Source organism: Marinifilum flexuosum (assembly GCF_003610555.1).
GTDB lineage: Bacteria > Bacteroidota > Bacteroidia > Bacteroidales > Marinifilaceae > Marinifilum > Marinifilum flexuosum.
On record NZ_RAPQ01000008.1, the window covers coordinates 352,374 to 370,993 of the forward strand.

At 35.5% G+C, this 18,620-nt stretch carries 16 protein-coding genes and 4 tRNA genes; 8 read left to right on the forward strand and 12 right to left on the reverse strand.

Annotated elements, in window-relative coordinates; translation table 11 throughout:
* The first annotated feature begins 10 nt into the window (after positions 1–10).
* Positions 11–2,464 (forward strand): DUF5689 domain-containing protein, encoded by a 2,454-nt coding sequence (locus BXY64_RS01535; protein WP_120238226.1) that lies wholly within the window; start codon positions 11–13, stop codon positions 2,462–2,464.
* 71 nt (positions 2,465–2,535) lie between these two features.
* A complete protein-coding gene (locus BXY64_RS01540) occupies positions 2,536–3,480 on the forward strand; it encodes an endonuclease I family protein (RefSeq protein ID WP_120238227.1) in 945 nt (314 codons plus the stop codon).
* A 75-nt stretch (positions 3,481–3,555) separates the two neighbouring features.
* On the opposite strand, the gene BXY64_RS01545 is transcribed toward BXY64_RS01540, so the two are convergent.
* From BXY64_RS01545 to BXY64_RS01580, 8 genes are all read right to left on the reverse strand, one after another.
* Complete coding sequence (locus BXY64_RS01545; protein ID WP_120238228.1) at positions 3,556–4,200, reverse strand: hypothetical protein; 645 nt, start codon at positions 4,198–4,200, stop codon at positions 3,556–3,558.
* A 70-nt stretch (positions 4,201–4,270) separates the two neighbouring features.
* The gene (locus BXY64_RS01550) at positions 4,271–5,995 is read right to left on the reverse strand and encodes an endonuclease (RefSeq protein ID WP_120238229.1); all 1,725 of its coding nucleotides are present in this window, start codon (positions 5,993–5,995) and stop codon (positions 4,271–4,273) included.
* A 235-nt stretch (positions 5,996–6,230) separates the two neighbouring features.
* Complete coding sequence (locus tag BXY64_RS01555; RefSeq protein ID WP_120238230.1) at positions 6,231–7,670, reverse strand: MFS transporter; 1,440 nt, start codon at positions 7,668–7,670, stop codon at positions 6,231–6,233.
* A 41-nt stretch (positions 7,671–7,711) separates the two neighbouring features.
* Positions 7,712–8,455, reverse strand: coding sequence for a phosphatase PAP2 family protein (locus tag BXY64_RS01560; RefSeq protein ID WP_120238231.1), 744 nt, complete (start codon positions 8,453–8,455; stop codon positions 7,712–7,714).
* A gap of 94 nt (positions 8,456–8,549) precedes the next feature.
* Positions 8,550–8,623, reverse strand: a tRNA-Asn gene (locus tag BXY64_RS01565).
* Positions 8,624–8,671: 48 nt separating this feature from the next.
* Positions 8,672–8,745 (reverse strand) — tRNA-Asn (locus tag BXY64_RS01570).
* A gap of 46 nt (positions 8,746–8,791) precedes the next feature.
* Positions 8,792–8,865, reverse strand: a tRNA-Asn gene (locus BXY64_RS01575).
* A 46-nt stretch (positions 8,866–8,911) separates the two neighbouring features.
* A tRNA-Asn gene (locus BXY64_RS01580) sits at positions 8,912–8,985 on the reverse strand.
* Positions 8,986–9,365: 380 nt separating this feature from the next.
* Between BXY64_RS01580 and kbl the strand changes: the two genes are divergently transcribed.
* On the forward strand, positions 9,366–10,556 hold the full coding sequence (gene kbl, locus BXY64_RS01585; protein WP_120238232.1) for a glycine C-acetyltransferase: 1,191 nt from the start codon (positions 9,366–9,368) through the stop codon (positions 10,554–10,556).
* An 84-nt stretch (positions 10,557–10,640) separates the two neighbouring features.
* Positions 10,641–11,294 carry an outer membrane beta-barrel protein gene (locus tag BXY64_RS01590; protein ID WP_170150545.1) on the forward strand — a complete coding sequence of 218 codons (654 nt, stop codon included), beginning with the start codon at positions 10,641–10,643 and terminating at the stop codon, positions 11,292–11,294.
* Here BXY64_RS01590 and BXY64_RS01595 read toward each other — a convergent pair.
* The 4 genes from BXY64_RS01595 to BXY64_RS01610 form a co-directional block, all read right to left on the reverse strand.
* The gene (locus tag BXY64_RS01595; protein ID WP_120238234.1) at positions 11,291–11,905 is read right to left on the reverse strand and encodes a deoxynucleoside kinase; all 615 of its coding nucleotides are present in this window, start codon (positions 11,903–11,905) and stop codon (positions 11,291–11,293) included. The two genes, BXY64_RS01590 and BXY64_RS01595, sit on opposite strands and share 4 nt — an antisense overlap.
* Before the next feature lie 78 nt (positions 11,906–11,983).
* Positions 11,984–12,598, reverse strand: coding sequence for a deoxynucleoside kinase (locus tag BXY64_RS01600; RefSeq protein WP_110363597.1), 615 nt, complete (start codon positions 12,596–12,598; stop codon positions 11,984–11,986).
* 100 nt (positions 12,599–12,698) lie between these two features.
* On the reverse strand, positions 12,699–13,469 hold the full coding sequence (locus BXY64_RS01605) for a hypothetical protein (RefSeq protein ID WP_120238235.1): 771 nt from the start codon (positions 13,467–13,469) through the stop codon (positions 12,699–12,701).
* 3 nt (positions 13,470–13,472) lie between these two features.
* Entirely contained in the window at positions 13,473–14,984 is a 1,512-nt protein-coding gene (locus BXY64_RS01610) for a GH3 auxin-responsive promoter family protein (RefSeq protein WP_120238236.1), read from the reverse strand.
* Between the two features lie 133 nt (positions 14,985–15,117).
* On the opposite strand from BXY64_RS01610, the gene BXY64_RS01615 reads away from it, so the two are divergent.
* The 4 genes from BXY64_RS01615 to BXY64_RS01630 all read left to right on the forward strand — a co-directional run bounded on the left by BXY64_RS01615 (position 15,118) and on the right by BXY64_RS01630 (position 18,609).
* Positions 15,118–15,660, forward strand: a complete 543-nt coding sequence (locus BXY64_RS01615; protein WP_120238237.1) for a CvpA family protein — start codon at positions 15,118–15,120, stop codon at positions 15,658–15,660.
* Positions 15,660–16,679, forward strand: a complete 1,020-nt coding sequence (locus tag BXY64_RS01620) for a DUF3667 domain-containing protein (protein ID WP_120238238.1) — start codon at positions 15,660–15,662, stop codon at positions 16,677–16,679. Before BXY64_RS01615 ends, BXY64_RS01620 begins: the two co-directional genes overlap by 1 nt.
* 101 nt (positions 16,680–16,780) lie before the next feature.
* Entirely contained in the window at positions 16,781–18,073 is a 1,293-nt protein-coding gene (gene tyrS / locus BXY64_RS01625) for a tyrosine--tRNA ligase (RefSeq protein ID WP_120238239.1), read from the forward strand.
* A gap of 74 nt (positions 18,074–18,147) precedes the next feature.
* Positions 18,148–18,609 carry a DUF4625 domain-containing protein gene (locus BXY64_RS01630; RefSeq protein ID WP_120238240.1) on the forward strand — a complete coding sequence of 154 codons (462 nt, stop codon included), beginning with the start codon at positions 18,148–18,150 and terminating at the stop codon, positions 18,607–18,609.
* Positions 18,610–18,620 lie beyond the last annotated feature (11 nt).

Here is an 18,620-nt window from a genome sequence, read left to right on the forward strand (position 1 = left end):
AAACTAAGATATGAAGAGCATTAAAAAGTTTTTCTACGCTGCATTAATTACAGCGGGTCTTGCAACCAGCTTTGTAGCTTGTGTTGACAATGATTTTGACCAACCAGAGATTATGGTGCCTGAGTATGAAGGTACTTCAAATACAGCAATTGCTGATTTAAAAGCAAAACATACCAATGGTGAATTTGAAACTATTGAAGAAGATTTAGTAATTGAAGGATATGTTGTATCTGACGATACTGAAGGAAACTTCTACAAGCAAATCATTGTTCAGGATAGCCGCGAAGGTGCAACTGGTGGTATCGAAGTAAAAATTAATGAAAAAGGTCTTTCTTCAATGATGAAACCTGGTCAGCAGGTATTCATTAAGGCAAAAGGCTTGGTTTTGGGCGATTACAATGGATTGGTTCAGCTGGGAGGTGGAACTTTCCAGAATGGTAAGTACACAAACCTTGCAGGTATTGATCCAGGTTTAATTAAAGACCACATCTTCTTGAATGGTCTACCTGTAGAGCTACAGCCAAAAGAAGTTTCTCTTGAGGAGCTTAAAGACAACGATTTGTACAATTCATTGGTTAGTACATTGGTAAAGATTACTGCTGCTCAGTTTGAAGATGCAGATGGTACTTTAACTTATGCAGAAAAGGATAAGAGTTCGAACCGTGATCTTGTTGGTCCAAAAGGAAACAAACTAATTGTACGTAATAGTGGTTACAGCAACTTCTACGATGAAATATTACCACAAGGTTCGGGTACCATTGTTGGTGTTTTAAGTAAGTTTGGTAATGACAAGCAGATGATGATTCGTTCTTTGGAAGATGTTGACATGACTGGTGATCGTTTCGACGGATCTACTGGTGGTGGATCTGCTGGTGAAGTTACTTTAGGAAACTCAGTTACCAGTTTAAATGAAGCTTTTGACGCAATTGTAAATTACGAAGATATTGCATTTGAAGGATGGAATAATGTATATACTGAAGGAACACGTAAGTGGCAAGGAAAAGAGTACAATGGTACTAAATATGCTCAGGCTTCGGAATACAATTCTAAAGATGCGAAAAATGTTTCTTGGTTGATTACTCCAGGTTTGGATGTTACCAATGCTGAGAATAAGATTTTTAATTTCGAGACTAAGAATGGATACAATACTGGTGCTACTTTGAAGGTGTTGATTTCTACGGATTTGGCAACAGATGTGAATTCTGCTACATGGACAGAATTGTCTGCTAATATTGCCAGTGGAACAGCTGATAAGTATTCGGACTGGGTAAAATCGGGAGATATTGATCTTTCGGGATATAATGGTGTAGTATACATTGCATTCAAGTACGAAGCAGAAGTTGGTACAAAAGGTGGTACTTTCCAAATTGATAATGTGAAGTTTAATACCGCAGCAACTCCTCCTGCTGATATTACTGTAACAGAATTAAATGAGGCATTCGATAATGTTACTGCAGAGAGTGATGTGGCATTAGAAGGTTGGTTTGTTGGAGCTACAGCAGGTGATAGAAACTGGATTGGTAAAGAGTACAGTGGTAATAAGTACATTCAGGCATCAGGTTATAATTCAGAATTGGATGCTATGGAGGCTTGGGTTGTAACTCCAGGTTTAGATCTTGATGCTGCTGCTAATAAAAACTTTAGCTTCGAAACAAAGGCAGGTTATTCTAAGGAAGAAACTTTAGAAGTATTTATTGCAACAGATTTCGATAAGGATCTAACTGCTGCTAATTGGCAGCCACTAACTGTAACACTTGCTCCTAAAAATGCAACAGGTTACAGCAGTGAATTTACGAACTCGGGTGATATCGATCTTTCATCATATTCGGGAACAGTTCACATTGCTTTTAAGTATACAGGAAGCAAAGATAACAGCGGAACATGGCAACTTGATAACGTGAAATTCAATTATACAGAAGGTGGTGGCGACACTGGCGGTGGCGATAATGGAGGTGATACCAATGCAGCAAGCCTTTTCCCAGGTTCTGATTTTGAAAACTGGGATACCTTTACAGGTGCTTTAAATAGCTATGGTTTGAAAGATTATGCAACTCAAAGTACAGATGCGCATAATGGTTCTAATGCTTTACTACTTAAAGGTACTCCAACAAAGAATGATTATGTATTTACTGCTACTGTCCCAGAAGGATTTGATGCTACAGGGAAAACAAAAATTGTATTCTACATTAAAGGTACTTCTGGTAAATCTTTATCTCTAAATGTGTACAAAGCTGATGGATATGATAAATTTAATTTAGGAGATTATTCTGCAGCAGCAACTATTGAACCTTCTTCGTCTAATTCCTATACTGGAACTATTGATACAAGTGGAGAATGGGTTAAAGTTACATTAAACATTACTGATGTTGCTCTTCAAACAACAGCAGGAGAATCTCTATTTGCCTTAAAAGTTGGTAAAGAACAAGCTTACGATTTATTAGTTGATGATATTACAATTGAATAAGTAAGTTGATAAAATAATTTTAGGGCATTGTTCTTTAGCAATGCCCTATTTTTTAATAAATTGTTAGAACGATGAAAAAGATTTTATTACTGTTGTTAATGTTCAACTTCTTCTTGTTCTCTTGTGACTCGGGAAGCAGTGATGATTCAGCACCAGATACTGATATTGAACAACCAGATCAACCTGATGATGATAAGAACCCAGATAGAGAGAACTATTTGACTCCTAATGTAGACTCAGAAGGTAAGATTATCGTGAATTATACTCCAAAAGAATATGTAGCAACTGTAGAAGAGGGACAGCACATGTTGTCGGTTCGTATTCCTGATAGTTATTATACTTCTGCATCTACTCTTAAGGGAAATGATTTGAGAGAGGAGTTGCAGGAAATTATTTCTACTGGCGCTATTAAATTGTCATATACCAGCAGTTCATCTTACGATGTTTGGGACATGTGCGAAGCAGGTGATCAGAATCCGGCGGATGAAAGACAAGTATGGCAGATTTATACAGAAACAGGAAGAGCTAAAAATGACCATAGCGCTGGTGTAAGCGACGAATGGAACAGAGAGCATGTTTGGGCCAAATCGCATGGCGATTTTGGAACCGATAAGGGAGCAGGTACCGATGGTCATCATTTAAGAGCATCATACAGTAAAGAAAACAGTACCAGAGGCAATAAAAATTTTGGCGATGTGAATGGCCCTAGAACATCTAATACTCAATTTTATGAACCGCCATTAAGCGCTAAAGGTGATGTTGCTCGTATGATTTTTTACATGGCAGTTCGTTACGACTTTAAAGTTGATAACTCAGGAGTTATTAATAAAGAAGCTCGTATGGGTAAGTTGGATGATTTGTTGAAGTGGAATGAGCTGGATCCAGTAGATCCATATGAAATCAGAAGAAACAATATCATTTACGGTTTCCAGAAGAATCGTAACCCATTTGTAGACCATCCTGAATTGGTGAAGTATGTATTCGGCGACAAGAAGGATGCTGCCTGGAAAGAGTAATGATCAATTAGTAATTGTTATTACTTGAAAGAAAAAGCGGGTGTTCCAAAATATATTATTGGAGCACCCGCTTTTTTATTCATTTAATTCGGGCAAATTGAGATCCTTCAATTTATCCTTTACCAAGCCGTCATCTGGAAAAAGTATTAGAATAAAAAAACTATCATCTCTTTTGAAGAATAAAGTTGCCACATTGTATGATCTTATTGGAAAATCAAATAATACTTGATGGTATCCAGTTTCATCGCTAAGGGACATTTGGGAAACCTTGCCAATAATACCCTTCACTTTGTCCTTATTAATGTACTCATAGATTTTAGAATCAGAATTTAAGTTGAGATGTAAGTCAATGTCTAAATCAGAATTGATTCTTACTGAAGTTTCAAGAATGTCTTCTTTATTAAATGTTTGGCCAGGATATAAAATAAAATTACTTAAATCTATATTCTCAAAAAAATTAATACTGTCTATTGAGACATAGTTGTGATGTTTAAACTCCCAGATTACAAGCTGGTTGTTCTCATTGTAACGAATAAGATTAAAGTTTGCATTTTTCTTATATAGTGTAAAGCCAGAGTTAATATTATTTCTTACATTTTTATTAAGAATCCATTTATAATTCTTCCATTTGTCCCAATCTGGTTTGTACCTTTTTTGAGAAAATTCGCATGAGGATAGAATTAGGATGGAAAGTAAGATTATTACAAAACGATATTTCATTTAATTGAAGGAATTGTATAAATGGCTAATGATATAATGGAAAAAGCGGTTGAATCATCAACCGCTTTTTTTATTTCTTGATTAGTTTTTTCGAGATTCTTGTTCCATCCTTCATAGCAAATGTTAGGATGTAAATGCCTTTTGGAAGGCTGGACAAGCTTAAAGAAGTTTGTCCACTTTCTTCTATAATTGGTTTCCCTGTAAGGTTTATAATTCTTACTTTTTCAACATTTTGTTGATTTGTAAGATAAATGGTTCCGCTACTTGGGTTAGGGTAGAATGCAGGTTTAGCATCACTGGTAAAAGGATCATCTATGCTTGTGGTTCTATCTGTTTTAAAAGTCCATTCCGTTTTATCCGAAATACCTTTGAAATAATTGCCTGCAGCATCCTTCACAGCCTTTTCATCAATTAAAATGTAATAGCTTTCACCTTCTTCCAATTGGTTGCTTAAACTAATTGTAATCACATTGTCATCATACTCAATGCTCGTATTGGAAGCACCCAAATATTGTATCAGATCATCCTCTGAACTGTAAACTTTAAATCCATCACTATCATTTCCAGCACTTACAGAATGATTAAAATCCATACTGATTTCAATATCTGTACTAACATTTTCTGCTTCATTTAGAGGAGCTCTGGCAGTAATTTCAAGAGGATCGAGTACTAAATTACCTGTTGAGAATGCCCATGTGTAATTATTATCAATGCCTTTAAAATATTCCTCATCGTCATTCTTAATGGCATTGGTTTCTATTTTGATATAGTAGCTATTTCCAGCCTTAAAATTATTGTAAGGGAGTACTTTAACTGTTTTGCCATCGAAAGTTACCAATGAAGTATTATTCATTTTAATGGTTTCGAAAATACTATTATCATCCTTATTGTGAATAATTAAATTTCCTTCTCCCGCCGAAACTTCTTGAGTAAAATTCACTATTAATTCCGCATTCACTTCCACATTAGAAGTGTTATTTACAGGAACTGTAGAGGTAAGATTGAGCTCACCAGGACTTTCGTTCAACCAAATGTAATTGACGTATTCCGGATGGTCTATAAATGGATTTCTATTGCCTTGAAGTCTGTGAATTATGTTATTTCTAGCAATCTCATTATCGCTAACCGGATCTTGCTTGTGCCACTCCAGCAAGGCATCTTGTCTTCCATGATAGGACTGGCCTGATCGATATAAACTCATATCATTGGTCATTTCGCAATCAGGTTCTCCGTTAGTTCCTTCATAGCGAACGGTCATGTAAAAAATCATACGAGCAACATCGCCTTTCATTTCATCTCTAGGTTCCCATGAATCGTAATCGTATTTGCAGTCTGTTGCTTCATGATGTGCCGTTCCTCCATTGTCGAAATATTTATTGCTTCTGTCTGTATTAACGCTGCCATCGCAAGGGCGAAGACAATGAATATCTGTTGATGCACCAGGATTATCGTATGGATCTCCTAAGCCATAAGATTTGGCCCATATGTGTTCACGATTCCATTCTTTGGAATTTTTCGATTCACTACGTCCTGTGTAAATTAAAATGACATTATTGGGGTTGTTGGGATCTTCATCAGTCTCTTTCATAGCATCCCAAACATCATATTTGCTCGATGTATAAGGTAAAACAGTATTGTTTTTAATGATATTGTGAAGAGCGGTTTTTAATTCATCTCCTGATTTACCTTCAGTATTTTGGTAATATTGATCAACAGAAGTTTGGGCCAATGCAGAAAATACATTAGCCAAAAGAATAATTAGTATATAGAGTTTTGTGCGTAGAATTCTAATCATATACAAATCCTTAGTACGTTATTAATACCTTGGTTGAGAGCATAAAAATGGTTGTGGTTGTATATACTACGAACAAATCACGGAAAAGTGACTACTGTTGCACGGAATATTGAGGCCAAATTATGAAATATCTGCTATATAGCCTTATTATTCAATAATATTTTGATGAAAAAGATACAAAAAAATCCCGCCGAAGCGGGATCAAGAATGATTAACCATTTTGCGATGGTAATTGTTAAGATTTTTTATTTAATAGTAATTTATCGTAGAAATAAAGAGCAATAACAGCAAATAAGCCAATTGCTAAAATCACATACCAGATATTATCTGGATTGTAGGTGTTCCAAAGGAATTGAGTCAATTCGTTTTGGTTCATACCCATTAATTCGCCAGCTCTATTGAAATATTCTGTAGCTGAAAAATCTTTAGAGATAGCAGGAATATCCAAACCTCTTTTTTCCACTTCTTTAACCAATAGGTTCACCTTATCTGACATGCTGCCATATACATTACCTGAGATTACCCCACCAAGAGTACTACCTGCAAAAACAGGTAAGAAAGAACATCCCATGTATAAACCAACTTTATCTTTTGGCGCAATTCTACCAATGTATTCTGTAATTTTTGGAGAACTGGCCATTTCACCAATCGAGAAAATAAAGATTGCTGTAATTACAAACAATACATTTTGTGTGTAAAGGGTTAGTGCCATACCAATGGTACAAACCAAAATCCCACCCATCATTGCTTTTAATGGCTTTAGTTTCATTACAATTGATGAGATGATAATCTGGAAGATGATGATGAACATGGCATCGAAATTCACGATAAACTCTGAGTCCATTTGTCCACCTTTGCCATAAGTTTCCGTTACTGCAGGCATAAAACCTTCGAAGAAATTGTAAACTGATGAAGTATCAACCCACTGTGTAATAAATACAGGCAAGGTAAAGAATAATTGATAGTACATGCTCCAGAATGCTGCAACTAGAAGAAGGAAAATTACGAATTTAAAATCGCTTAGTGCGGTTCCTATATTTCTGAATACATTACCAATTGCTTCTCCTAATGATTCTTGTTTGATTGCTCTTTCAGGTTCCTTGTAAAACAGAATCAAGATAAAATTGATTAAGATTACACCAGCAGAAATATAGAAAACAGTAGTGTAGCCACTGTCTTTGTATGCAAGTGTTACCAAAGGACCGATAAATGCACCAATGTTAACCATCATATAAAAGATTCCAAATCCAATTGATGAGGTTTCTTCGTCGGTCGTTTTTGCTACCGTAGCTGATATAATAGGCTTAAATAAAGCTGCACCTAATGCCAAGTATAGATACATGGTAAATACTCCTGCAAAAGTATTGAATAGAGGCAGGGCAATGAAAGCTGTACTATATACAACAAATGAAATTCCTAAAACACGTTTATACCCGTATTTGTCCGCAATTGCACCAGTAATAACAGGAAGGAAGTATAAAATACCAGTTCCAACCCCCATGATAATTCCTTTTTGTGCCTGCGATAATCCAAGTGCTCCAATATCTGTTGATCCTGTAAGGTAGTTGGCAAATAGCATAAAAAAGCCATACCAAGCCCATCGTTCGAAAAGCTCAATGGTGTTGGCTACCCAAAAGGTTCTGGGAAATTTTTTAAATACTTTAGTAATACTCATAACTAAAAAAAATTGGTTGTGTAGGTTGTTTGTGTTGTTGTTTAAAATTTGATTACTATTCCATTTCCACTAAATAATACCCTCTGATTTTTGCGTTTGTGAAAATAAAGGCCTGCAAAATAGCCAATTCCTCCACCTAAAACAACATCTGAGAACCAGTGTCTGTTTCGGTACATTCTTGCTAAACTTACCGATGCTGGAATTACATAAATCCATTTGCTATATTCTTCGGCAAAAGGTGTGAACACAGACCATGCCACAAATGCATGTCCCGATGGAAATGATTTGGTGTTGTTGGTATTTCCTCCAAAAGCATCAAAGTGCATATTGCCATGCATCTGATCAGGACGAGAACGACCAGCAATAATTTTAATCCCTTCGGTTAAAATTGCTCCAGTAGCCAATGCTTTTGCAGAGTTTAGAGCTGTATTGGAAAGTCTTTCGTCTTTTATAATTGCACCAATTGCCCATGTTGCCACTATCGAAGGTGCAATAATCTTTTTTTCTCCAAATTCATTAAAGAAATCTGTGTATTTTCCTGCAAAAGAAGATTGATTGTCTTTAATTCTATCATTGGCCCATTCATCTATCAAGAAAGCACCTCCTAGCAAACCACCAAAAATGATTAGGTTCTTGCTGCTGAAAACTTCTTTACCCAAACCTGGATTTAAGATGTTTTTTGAGTTTTTAAAATAGGGAATAGAATCTTGTTGAACAGGATTAAAACCTTTTGATTGGATTGATATGACCAAAAGGAATAGAAGTGCTAGTAACTTATTTTTCACGGGTTAAATTTTTGAACCCAACAAAAATATAAGATTTTTTGAATAGGAGAGGAAGGATATGAAAAAAGCCACCCAAATTGGATGGCTTTTTTTGCTCCCCCTCTAGGACTTGAACCTAGGACCCCCTGATTAACAGTCAGGTGCTCTAACCAGCTGAGCTAAGGAGGAGTGTATAACTCCTAATTTATTTTTAAACCCATTAAGAAAGGTTTTTTGCTCCCCCTCTAGGACTTGAACCTAGGACCCCCTGATTAACAGTCAGGTGCTCTAACCAGCTGAGCTAAGGAGGAGTATAACTCCTAATATATTTTAAAACTCATTAAGAAAAGTTTTTTGCTCCCCCTCTAGGACTTGAACCTAGGACCCCCTGATTAACAGTCAGGTGCTCTAACCAGCTGAGCTAAGGAGGAGTATAACTCCTAATATATTTTAAAACTCATTAAGAAAAGTTTTTTGCTCCCCCTCTAGGACTTGAACCTAGGACCCCCTGATTAACAGTCAGGTGCTCTAACCAGCTGAGCTAAGGAGGAGTATAACTCCTAATTTTCCTCTACACCTCACGTTTGAACTGTGTTTCTTGAGGAAAATTGCGATGCAAAACTAACAGGTTTTCCTCAATAATGCAACAGCTATTTCAATATTTTTTCAAAAAAGATTCATTTTTTTTCTTCCTGCTTTCTGTGGAATAATCAGGAATTGTTCCTATCTAATTGTTTATCAATATTGATGGGGAGTGTGGGGTGGAAAAGTAAGATTGTAGTTAAAATTTAAGAAATACAGTAAAGATTACTTCCGTATGTTGAAAAAGGCATATAAAAAACAGAATTTCCCTGCTTTTAGAGACGAATTTTATTGTAATTTTGGATTGTAATTTTCAAACGATAATTCAAATATCTAAAACAACATACACATGTACGGAAAATTCAAAGACTATCTTGCTGAAGAAATACAAGGCATTAAAGATGCTGGTTTGTACAAAAACGAGAGAATCATAACAACTCCACAGGGAGCAGAAATTAAAGTGAATACTGGTGAGACAGTATTAAATTTCTGTGCTAATAATTACCTTGGATTATCATCACACCCACGTGTAATGGAAGGAGCTAAAAAAGCTTTAGATTCTCACGGTTATGGAATGTCTTCGGTTCGTTTTATTTGTGGAACTACTGATATTCATAAAGAATTAGAGCAAAAGATAGCTAAGTTCTTCGGTATGGAAGATACCATTTTATATGCAGCAGCTTTTGATGCTAATGGTGGTGTTTTTGAGCCATTGTTCACAAAAGATGATGCAATTATCTCTGATGAGCTAAACCACGCTTCTATTATTGATGGAGTTCGTTTGTGTAAAGCAGCTCGTTACCGTTACAAGCATGCTGATATGGCCGACTTGGAAGAACAATTAAAAGTTTCTCAGGCTCAGCGTTATCGTATCATCGTAACTGATGGTGTTTTCTCAATGGATGGTGATATTGCAAGATTGAACGAAATTTGTGATTTAGCAGATAAATACAATGCATTGGTAATGGTTGATGATAGCCATGCTTCAGGTTTCATTGGTGATACTGGTCGTGGAACTCACGAATATCACAAATGTATGGATCGTGTAGATATCATTACTTCTACATTAGGAAAAGCATTAGGTGGAGCACTAGGTGGGTTTACTACTGGTAAGGCTGAAATTATCGATATGTTGCGTCAGCGTTCACGTCCTTATTTGTTCTCAAACTCATTGTCTCCAGTGATCGTAGGAGCTTCTATCGCAGTATTCGATATGTTGAGCGAATCAACTGAGTTGAGAGATAAAGTTATCTGGAATGCTCAATATTTCCGCGAAGGCTTATTAAAGGCTGGTTTCGATGTGAAGCCATCTGATTCTGCAATTAATGCTTTGATGTTATACGATGCAGTACTTTCTCAGCAATTTGCTGCAAAATTGTTGGATGAAGGAATTTATGTAATCGGATTCTATTATCCAGTTGTACCAAAAGGACAAGCTCGTATCCGTATTCAGCTTTCTGCTGCGCACGAAAAAGAGCATTTGGATAAAGCTTTGGAAGCATTTATCAAGATTGGTAAGGAATTAAAAGTGATTGAATAGAACTCACAATAAAAATTGAAACCGGAGGCTCATTTGAGTTTCCGGTTTTTTTATAATTTAGTTCCAACAAATTAAATAAAGATGATGAAGCGATATTTATTCTTGTTTTTAGTTCTGTTTTTTTCTTTTGAATCTTATTCGCAGTACTATAAAGATCAAAACTATTTTGTTGGTGGATCAATTGGTTACCAGTTGCCTCTTGGCGATTTTGGTGATCAGGCAAATGGAGGTCCAAACTTTCGTTTGACCGGGAGAAAAATGCTGAATAAGAAATTAAGCGTTGGAGCAGAATTGTCTTTTAGTTTGCTAGGACAAGATAAATTTTGGGATGGAAGCCATTTGGGAAGCTATGATGTAAACTACAATATTGGTTCTGCATTACTTCGAGCATCATACTATTTCGATGCCTGGGACCGAGATTTTAGGCCTTATGCTTCACTTGCTTTCGGATATTTTTATTATCGGAATGAAATCGATTATACAGCTTCTTCTTCAGGTTCTAGTCACAGTAAGCGAACAATTACCGAAAATAAAGTAGGTTTGGCTCCAAATATTGGTTTTTTATATCACATATCCGATACATGGAGCTTTGATATGAACCTGAGGTATACTTTTATTCCTAACTTTCCTGATTCAGTTACGGCAAAGGATGAATCTGGGGAGGAATATCCATATTATTTAGGATTCGATAAAATCTCACTCCCCGAATTATCAATAGGTTTCTTTTACAGATTTTAAAATAGCCCGTGAATCTTCGCTTCAACTTTGTCCACAATACTATTTAAATCAGCTGGATTTTCAAGGAAATCGATGTTGTCAGCATCAACAATCAACAAATTTCCATTGTTATAGTTGGAAATCCAGTTTTCATATCTGTTATTCAAGTTCTTCAAATAATCCAATCGGATCGTTTCTTCGTAGTCGCGACCTCTTTTTTGAATTTGATTAACAAGGGTAGGCACCGAAGAACGCAAGTATATTAATAAATCGGGTGCTTGAACCATTGAACTCATTAGTTGAAACAGGTTACAATAGTTTTTAAAGTCGCGCTCCGACATTAAACCCATATCGTATAGGTTAGGAGCAAAAATTTTGGCATCCTCGAAAATGGTACGATCCTGCACCACATTTTTTCCCGAATTGCGGATATCCATTATTTGGGTGAAGCGACTTTTTAAAAAATAGATTTGCAGATTGAATGACCAACGCTGCATGTCGTCGTAAAAATCATTTAGGTACGGATTTTCATCCACATCCTCGTAATGAGCTTCCCATTTGTAATGTTTGGCTAATAATTCTGTTAAGGTAGTTTTTCCTGATCCGATGTTACCAGCTACGGCTATATGCATTGTATTATAATTATCAGTTATGAATTAAGAATCAAAAATTACAAGTTCAACTCATAATGATTAACTCATAATTTAGAATTAAAAAAGTCCATGAAGTTGAGCATCAATCTTAGTGATTACTGAGCTCAAGTCTTTAGGATTATTTAGGAAATCAATATCATCAACATCAATGATTAAAAGCTTTCCGTTTGTATAACCATTAATCCAGGCTTCATATCTTTCATTCAATCTCTTTAAGTAATCCAGTCGAATGGTTTCTTCGTAATCACGACCTCTGGCCTGAATGTGCTCTACCAAGGTAGAAATAGAAGCTCTAAGGTAGATCAATAAATCAGGTGGCTGAATTAATGAACTCATAATATCGAAAAGAGACAGGTAATTGTCAAAATCTCTTTTAGGCATTAAATTCATTGATTCAAGGTTTGGAGCAAATATGTATGCGTCCTCATATATTGTTCTATCCTGAATGATATCTTTTCCAGATTCTCGTAAAGCCAGAACCTGATTGAATCTGCTATTTAAAAAATGGATTTGCAAGGCGAAGGACCAACGATTCATATCGTCGTAAAAATCATTTAAATATGGATTGTCGTCCACATCTTCGAAATGAGCTTCCCAACCGTAATGTTTTGCCAATAATCCAGCCAGTGTTGTTTTCCCGGCACCAATGTTTCCCGCTACAGCAATGTGCATATTTATGTTTAGTTATTAGTGGAAAAATGCAACTAAAATTAGTAATATTTTTTTGGATATCAACCCCTTATCAATGAGAATAAATGCACTTGGTTTTTAATCAGAAACTTAGAGTTTTAATTGAGATAGAATCTTCATTTCCAATAAAGATCCTATCCTTATAGCATCTGATAATTGACTTAGAAGGATCTTTTTTTGAATAGATTAATTGATGGGATTGATTTAGAGCTTGATAAAGATGGATACCAATATGATCTTGGTAATAGATGTTGTTTCCAATTAGCTGGAAGTCTTGAAGATTTTTAAAAGACAACTTTCGAACAAATTGACCATTTTGATCCAACTGTAAAATGCCTTTATTCTTGTAAAGTAAATACAGATAACTATTGTGTTCGTAAATTTTTGTGATCTCTGCTTCCTCAAAAAAAGATCCCAACAAAATAGTTTGGTCTGCTATTTCACCATTATTGGTGATGTGAGTGGCTTGTTTTTCTATCGAGTTGTACATCCAAAAGCCACCTTTCTGCGAATTGCATACAATTTCAGTTTCGTTATCCGAAAAATCGTACAAGTCAATCTCATTGCCAATGGTAGATAATTTATTGTTTAGATAAATTATCTGATTAAAATCTCGATAAAAGACTACAATTCTCAAAGGATCTGAAACATCAATAGAACTGATACTCCCTAAAGAAGAATCAGAAAAATTACAAACTTGCTTTCCTTCAGAGTTGTACTTTAACAATTGGGATCCATTTGCCACATATACATTTCCCATGTGATCAATTTCGAAGAAATCGCAAGGAGTATTAATTTTTGTAGGTTGATATAAGTTAAGAACAGATAAAAACCAAATGAGTAAAATCTGCATATGCTATTGATTGTCTTTAAGCAATTCTTCAATTAATGTTCGGTTATTGGATAAACGAGGAACTTTATTTTGCCCTCCAAGTTTTCCTTTAGATTTTAGCCAGTTGTAAAATAATCCTTTCTTAGCAATGCTTACAATTGGTTTTTCGAGTGTGATGTTTTTGTAGCGTTTGGCTTCATAATCCGAATTCAGACTCATTAATGCATTATCAAGAATGTAATTAAATTCATCAATATTTTGTGGCGCTTGCTCGAATTCTATCAACCACTGGTGTGTTCCTTTCTGGTTTTTATCCATGAAAACCGGAGCTGCAGTATACTCCTTAATCACCGAATTGGTTTTAGTACAAGCTATTTTCATTGCCTTTTCGGCATTGTCAATAATTAACTCCTCACCAAAAGCATTGATATATAGTTTTGTTCTTCCCGAAATCTTAAATTTGAATGGTGATTTAGAAGTAAAATGAATGGTATCGCCAATTTGATATCTCCAAAGTCCTCCATTGGTAGTAATTAGCATTGCATAATTTTTGTACAACTCAACATCTTCCAGACTAATGGCTTTAGGATTTTCATCATTTACATTTTCCAATGGAATAAATTCATAATAAATGCCATAATCAAGCATTAGTAACATGGCTTCATCATTTGGATTATCTTGAATCCCAAAGAACCCTTCTGAAGCATTGTAGGTTTCCAGATAATTCATCTGAGATGAAGGTAATATCTCTTTAAACTGTTCGCGATAAGGTGTGAAACTTACACCACCATGAACGAAAAGTTCAAGATTTGGCCAAATTTCATGGATGTGATTTTTACCTGATACCTTTAGAATGTGTTTCAGTAATACCAGGAACCATGACGGAACGCCAGAAAGACTGGTAACATTTTCGTTTAATGTTGCCTCAGTCATTTTGTGTAATTTCTCTTCCCATTCATCCAGCAATACGATTGAAGTATCAGGAGTACGAATAAAATCAGCCCAGAAAGGTAAATTTTGGATCAAGATGGCAGACAAATCCCCATAGTAAGAATCATTGTTCATGTTGTTGATTTGATGACTACCTCCCAAGGTTAATCCTTTTCCATATAGAATACCGGTATTAGGATAAAGAGATGTGTAAATGGCTAAAATATCTTTACCACCTCTAAAATGACAATCTTCAAGAGCCTCTTTACTAACAGGTATAAACTTACTTTTTGAATTGGTAGTACCTGATGATTTTGCAAACCATTTGATTTCAGAAGGCCAAAAAACGTTTTGTTCGCCACTTCTCAGGCGTTCAATATGTTTTTCAATGTCTTCGTAGGTTTGTATAGGAAGTCTTTCTTTAAAGTCTTGCAGTGATTGCATGGACTTAAAGTCGTACTTTCGTCCCCACTCAGTATCAGATGCCTGATTCAATAATTGAGTAAGAGTTTCTTTCTGTATTTCAATAGGATGCTCCTTGAAAAAATCTATTTGCGAAAGTCTTTTGGTATTTAACCAGCTGACAAGAGAGTTGATAAATGCCATTTTTTAATGTTTTTGCTGTCTTAAATATAAATATTTTTTAACAGGTATATTGTCTTAGTTCATTCTAAATTAAGGTCATTATGTTGATTTTTATTATCTTTGATCGTCTATTGATAATTATAACTAACCCATTATGAACATACTTGATATCCTAATTGGCTTACCTTTAATTTATGCCATATATAAAGGATTTACCAAAGGACTAATTATTGAAATTGCTACTTTACTGGCTTTAATTTTAGGAATTTACGGAGCCATTCATTTTTCAGATTTTACTGCGGAATTCATTGAAAACCAATTTGATTACCATTCAAATTACATGGGAATTATTGCTTTTATTTCCACATTTTTGGTAATTGTGATTGTCTTAAACGTTTTGGGTAAGATGTTGAATTCTTTGATTGAGGCAGTAGCTTTAGGTATGATAAATCGCTTGTTAGGAGCTGTGTTTGGGCTGATAAAAGGGATTCTTATTTTAAGTATATTGGTATACTTTGTGAATTTTTTAGATCAGAAGTTTGATTTTATTTCGAAGGAGAAAAAGGAGGAAAGCTTGTTTTATAAACCAATGGTACAAGTGTCAGAAACCATATTCGATATATTTAATTCAGATTTAGGAGATACTACCGACAAAATAAAGGAAAAGGTTCAAAAACAACTACCCGTTGAAGTATAATGAAGCAAAGAATTAAGAAGTACCTCAGAAAATTACCCAAAAGAAGAGTTCAGCATTTCGAAGGTTTTTGTCCCAATTGTGAATTTCCCGTTAATGGAAAGTTCTGCTCGAACTGTGGTCAGTCAACAAAAAGTTTTCAACGTCCGTTTTTGACCGTTGTGTCGGAATCTGTAGGCGATGCACTGTCTGTAGATAATAGATTAATACATACACTGGTTCCCCTGTTTTTAAAGCCGGGTTACTTGACTAGGGAATTTATGCGGGGGAGAAGAGCCCGGTATACACCACCTTTTCGATTGTACCTGTTTTTAACCTTTTTTGCCTTTTTATTGCTGGCTTATAATCACAAACCAGAAAGTGCAGCAGCTAAAGAATTGACTGTTGAAACGGATGATGGTAAGAAACTGGATATGGTTTCCTTATTGGAGGAAATGGTTGATGAGGAAGAGTATGATGTAGATAGTCTGAAATTAGATTCCTTGGCAGAGTTTAAAAAAAAGAATGGGGGCGTTGCAATTAATATTGGCAAGAAGAATGTTGCAAAAGATTCCTTGAAAGCAAAGAAAGAAAAAGACGACGGTCTGATTGGAGACAGTGATGTGAAAAAACTTATTGAAATGTGGAAGTTAAATCCTTCGCTGATGATGGATACTGCTTTTAAGAAGTTATCACAAACACTCTTGGTTATTTTGCCTCTTTTTGCCTTAGCTCTGGCCTTAATGTATATCAGAAGAAAGCACTACATGCTGGAACATCTGTTGATTTCACTCAATTTTCATGCATACATTTTTGTGCTCGTAATCATTAGTGAATTGTTGCTGATGGTGAACTTGGAGTTTCTTAGTACACTGGCTTTGTACCTGTACTTTTTAATTCCGGTTCAACTGTTCCTGACCATGAAATTCTACTACAAACAATCGTGGGTAAAGACCTTTTTTAAGTTTGTATTTGTATCCTTTATCTATAACATTCTACTTTTTACAGGAATCATTATGAGTTTGGTGGCAATGGTAGCTTAAGAACCAATTTAATAGGGGAAAAGAAACGGCAAAATTCTTATCTTTGTCGTTCGATTAAAAAATAGGATAAGTATATCCAAATAAGGAAAAAAATAGAAAACATGAATTTTATTGAGGAACTACAGTGGCGTGGCATGATTCACGATATGATGCCAGGAATAGAAGAACAACTTCAAAAAGAATTGACATCAGCATATGTGGGAATTGACCCAACTGCAGATTCTCTTCACATTGGTCACTTGGTTGGTGTAATGATGTTGAAGCACTTTCAGGTAGCAGGACACAAGCCAATTGTGTTGGTTGGTGGTGCCACAGGTATGATTGGTGACCCTTCGGGAAAATCTCAGGAAAGAAATTTGTTGGACGAAAAAACTTTACGTCACAATCAGGAGTGTTTAAGAGCCCAGTTGTCTAAGTTTATGGATTTCGATTCAGATGCTGAGAATGCTGCGGAAATGGTAAACAACTACGATTGGATGAAGGACTTTTCATTCCTTGATTTCATTAGAGATATCGGAAAGCACATCACCGTTAATTACATGATGAGTAAGGATTCTGTAAAGAAAAGATTGAGCGCCGATTCAAAAGCCGGTATGTCTTTTACTGAGTTTACTTACCAGTTGGTGCAGGGAACTGACTTTCTGGAGTTGTACCGTTCTAAGAACTGTAAATTACAAATGGGTGGTTCTGACCAGTGGGGAAATATCACTACAGGAACTGAATTAATTCGTAGAAAAGAAGGTGGTACTGCCTGGGCTATTACCTGTCCGCTAATTACAAAAGCTGATGGTGGTAAGTTCGGAAAAACAGAATCGGGAAACATTTGGTTGGATCCAAAACGTACTTCTCCATATAAATTCTACCAGTTTTGGTTGAATACCTCAGACGAAGATGCTGAGAAATACATCAAAATCTTTACTCTAATTCCTCGCGAAGAGATTGCAGCTTTGGTGGAAGAGCACAAAGAGGCTCCGCACCTAAGAAAACTTCAGCAACGTTTAGCGAAAGAAGTAACTATCATGATTCACTCTGAAGAGGATTACAATACTGCCGTTGAAGCTTCACAAATTTTGTTTGGTAAAGCTACAGCTGATGTATTAAAAAAACTTGATGAAGATACCTTCTTGTCTGTTTTTGAAGGAGTTCCTCAGTTTAATGTAGATAAAACGGAGTTTGAAGCGGGAGTTGATATTTTGGAACTTTTAGCGGTTAAAGCTGAGGTATTTCCATCAAAAGGAGAGTTAAGAAGATTGTTCAAAGGAAATGCAATTAGTATCAATAAGGAAAAGGTTCAGAATTCTGAATTAGTAGTAACAAAAGAACACCTTATTGCGGATAAGTATTTTCTTGTTCAGAAGGGGAAAAAGAATTATTTCTTAGTTGTGGCTTGTTAATTTAATGCTATTGCTTTATTTTTAGAGGATAAAGTAAAATCAAAAACCAAATCATAACCAAAAAATTAAAATTTATGAAACTATTAAAGTATGCCTTAATGGTATTGTTCTCTGTTGGAATGATGAGTTGTGGAGGCGGAGGCGGTGACGATCCTGTTGATGAACAAAAGCCTACGGCAAGTATAAATAGCTCAGCAACTGTAAAAGCCGGTGATAATTATACTGTGGCATTTTCAGCAAGTGATGATATGGAGCTTGAATCATACAGAGTGCAAATTGCATTTTCAAATGCGATTGGTATGACGGTGAAAACTTATCAGGATTTTTCCTTTGATTCAAATTCTGATTTAACAGATGCTGAAGGAAATACATTACCAAGCATTAAAGGTGAAAAATCTAAGTCTGTAAGTTTCCCAGTTTCTACTCGTTTTGGAGAGAATACTGTTGCTAAAAAAGGAATGTACAAATTAACAGTTACATTAACTGATGCCTCAGGAAAAACAAATTCTGCTGAGAAGGATTTTCAAATTCAATAATTTGAATTAAG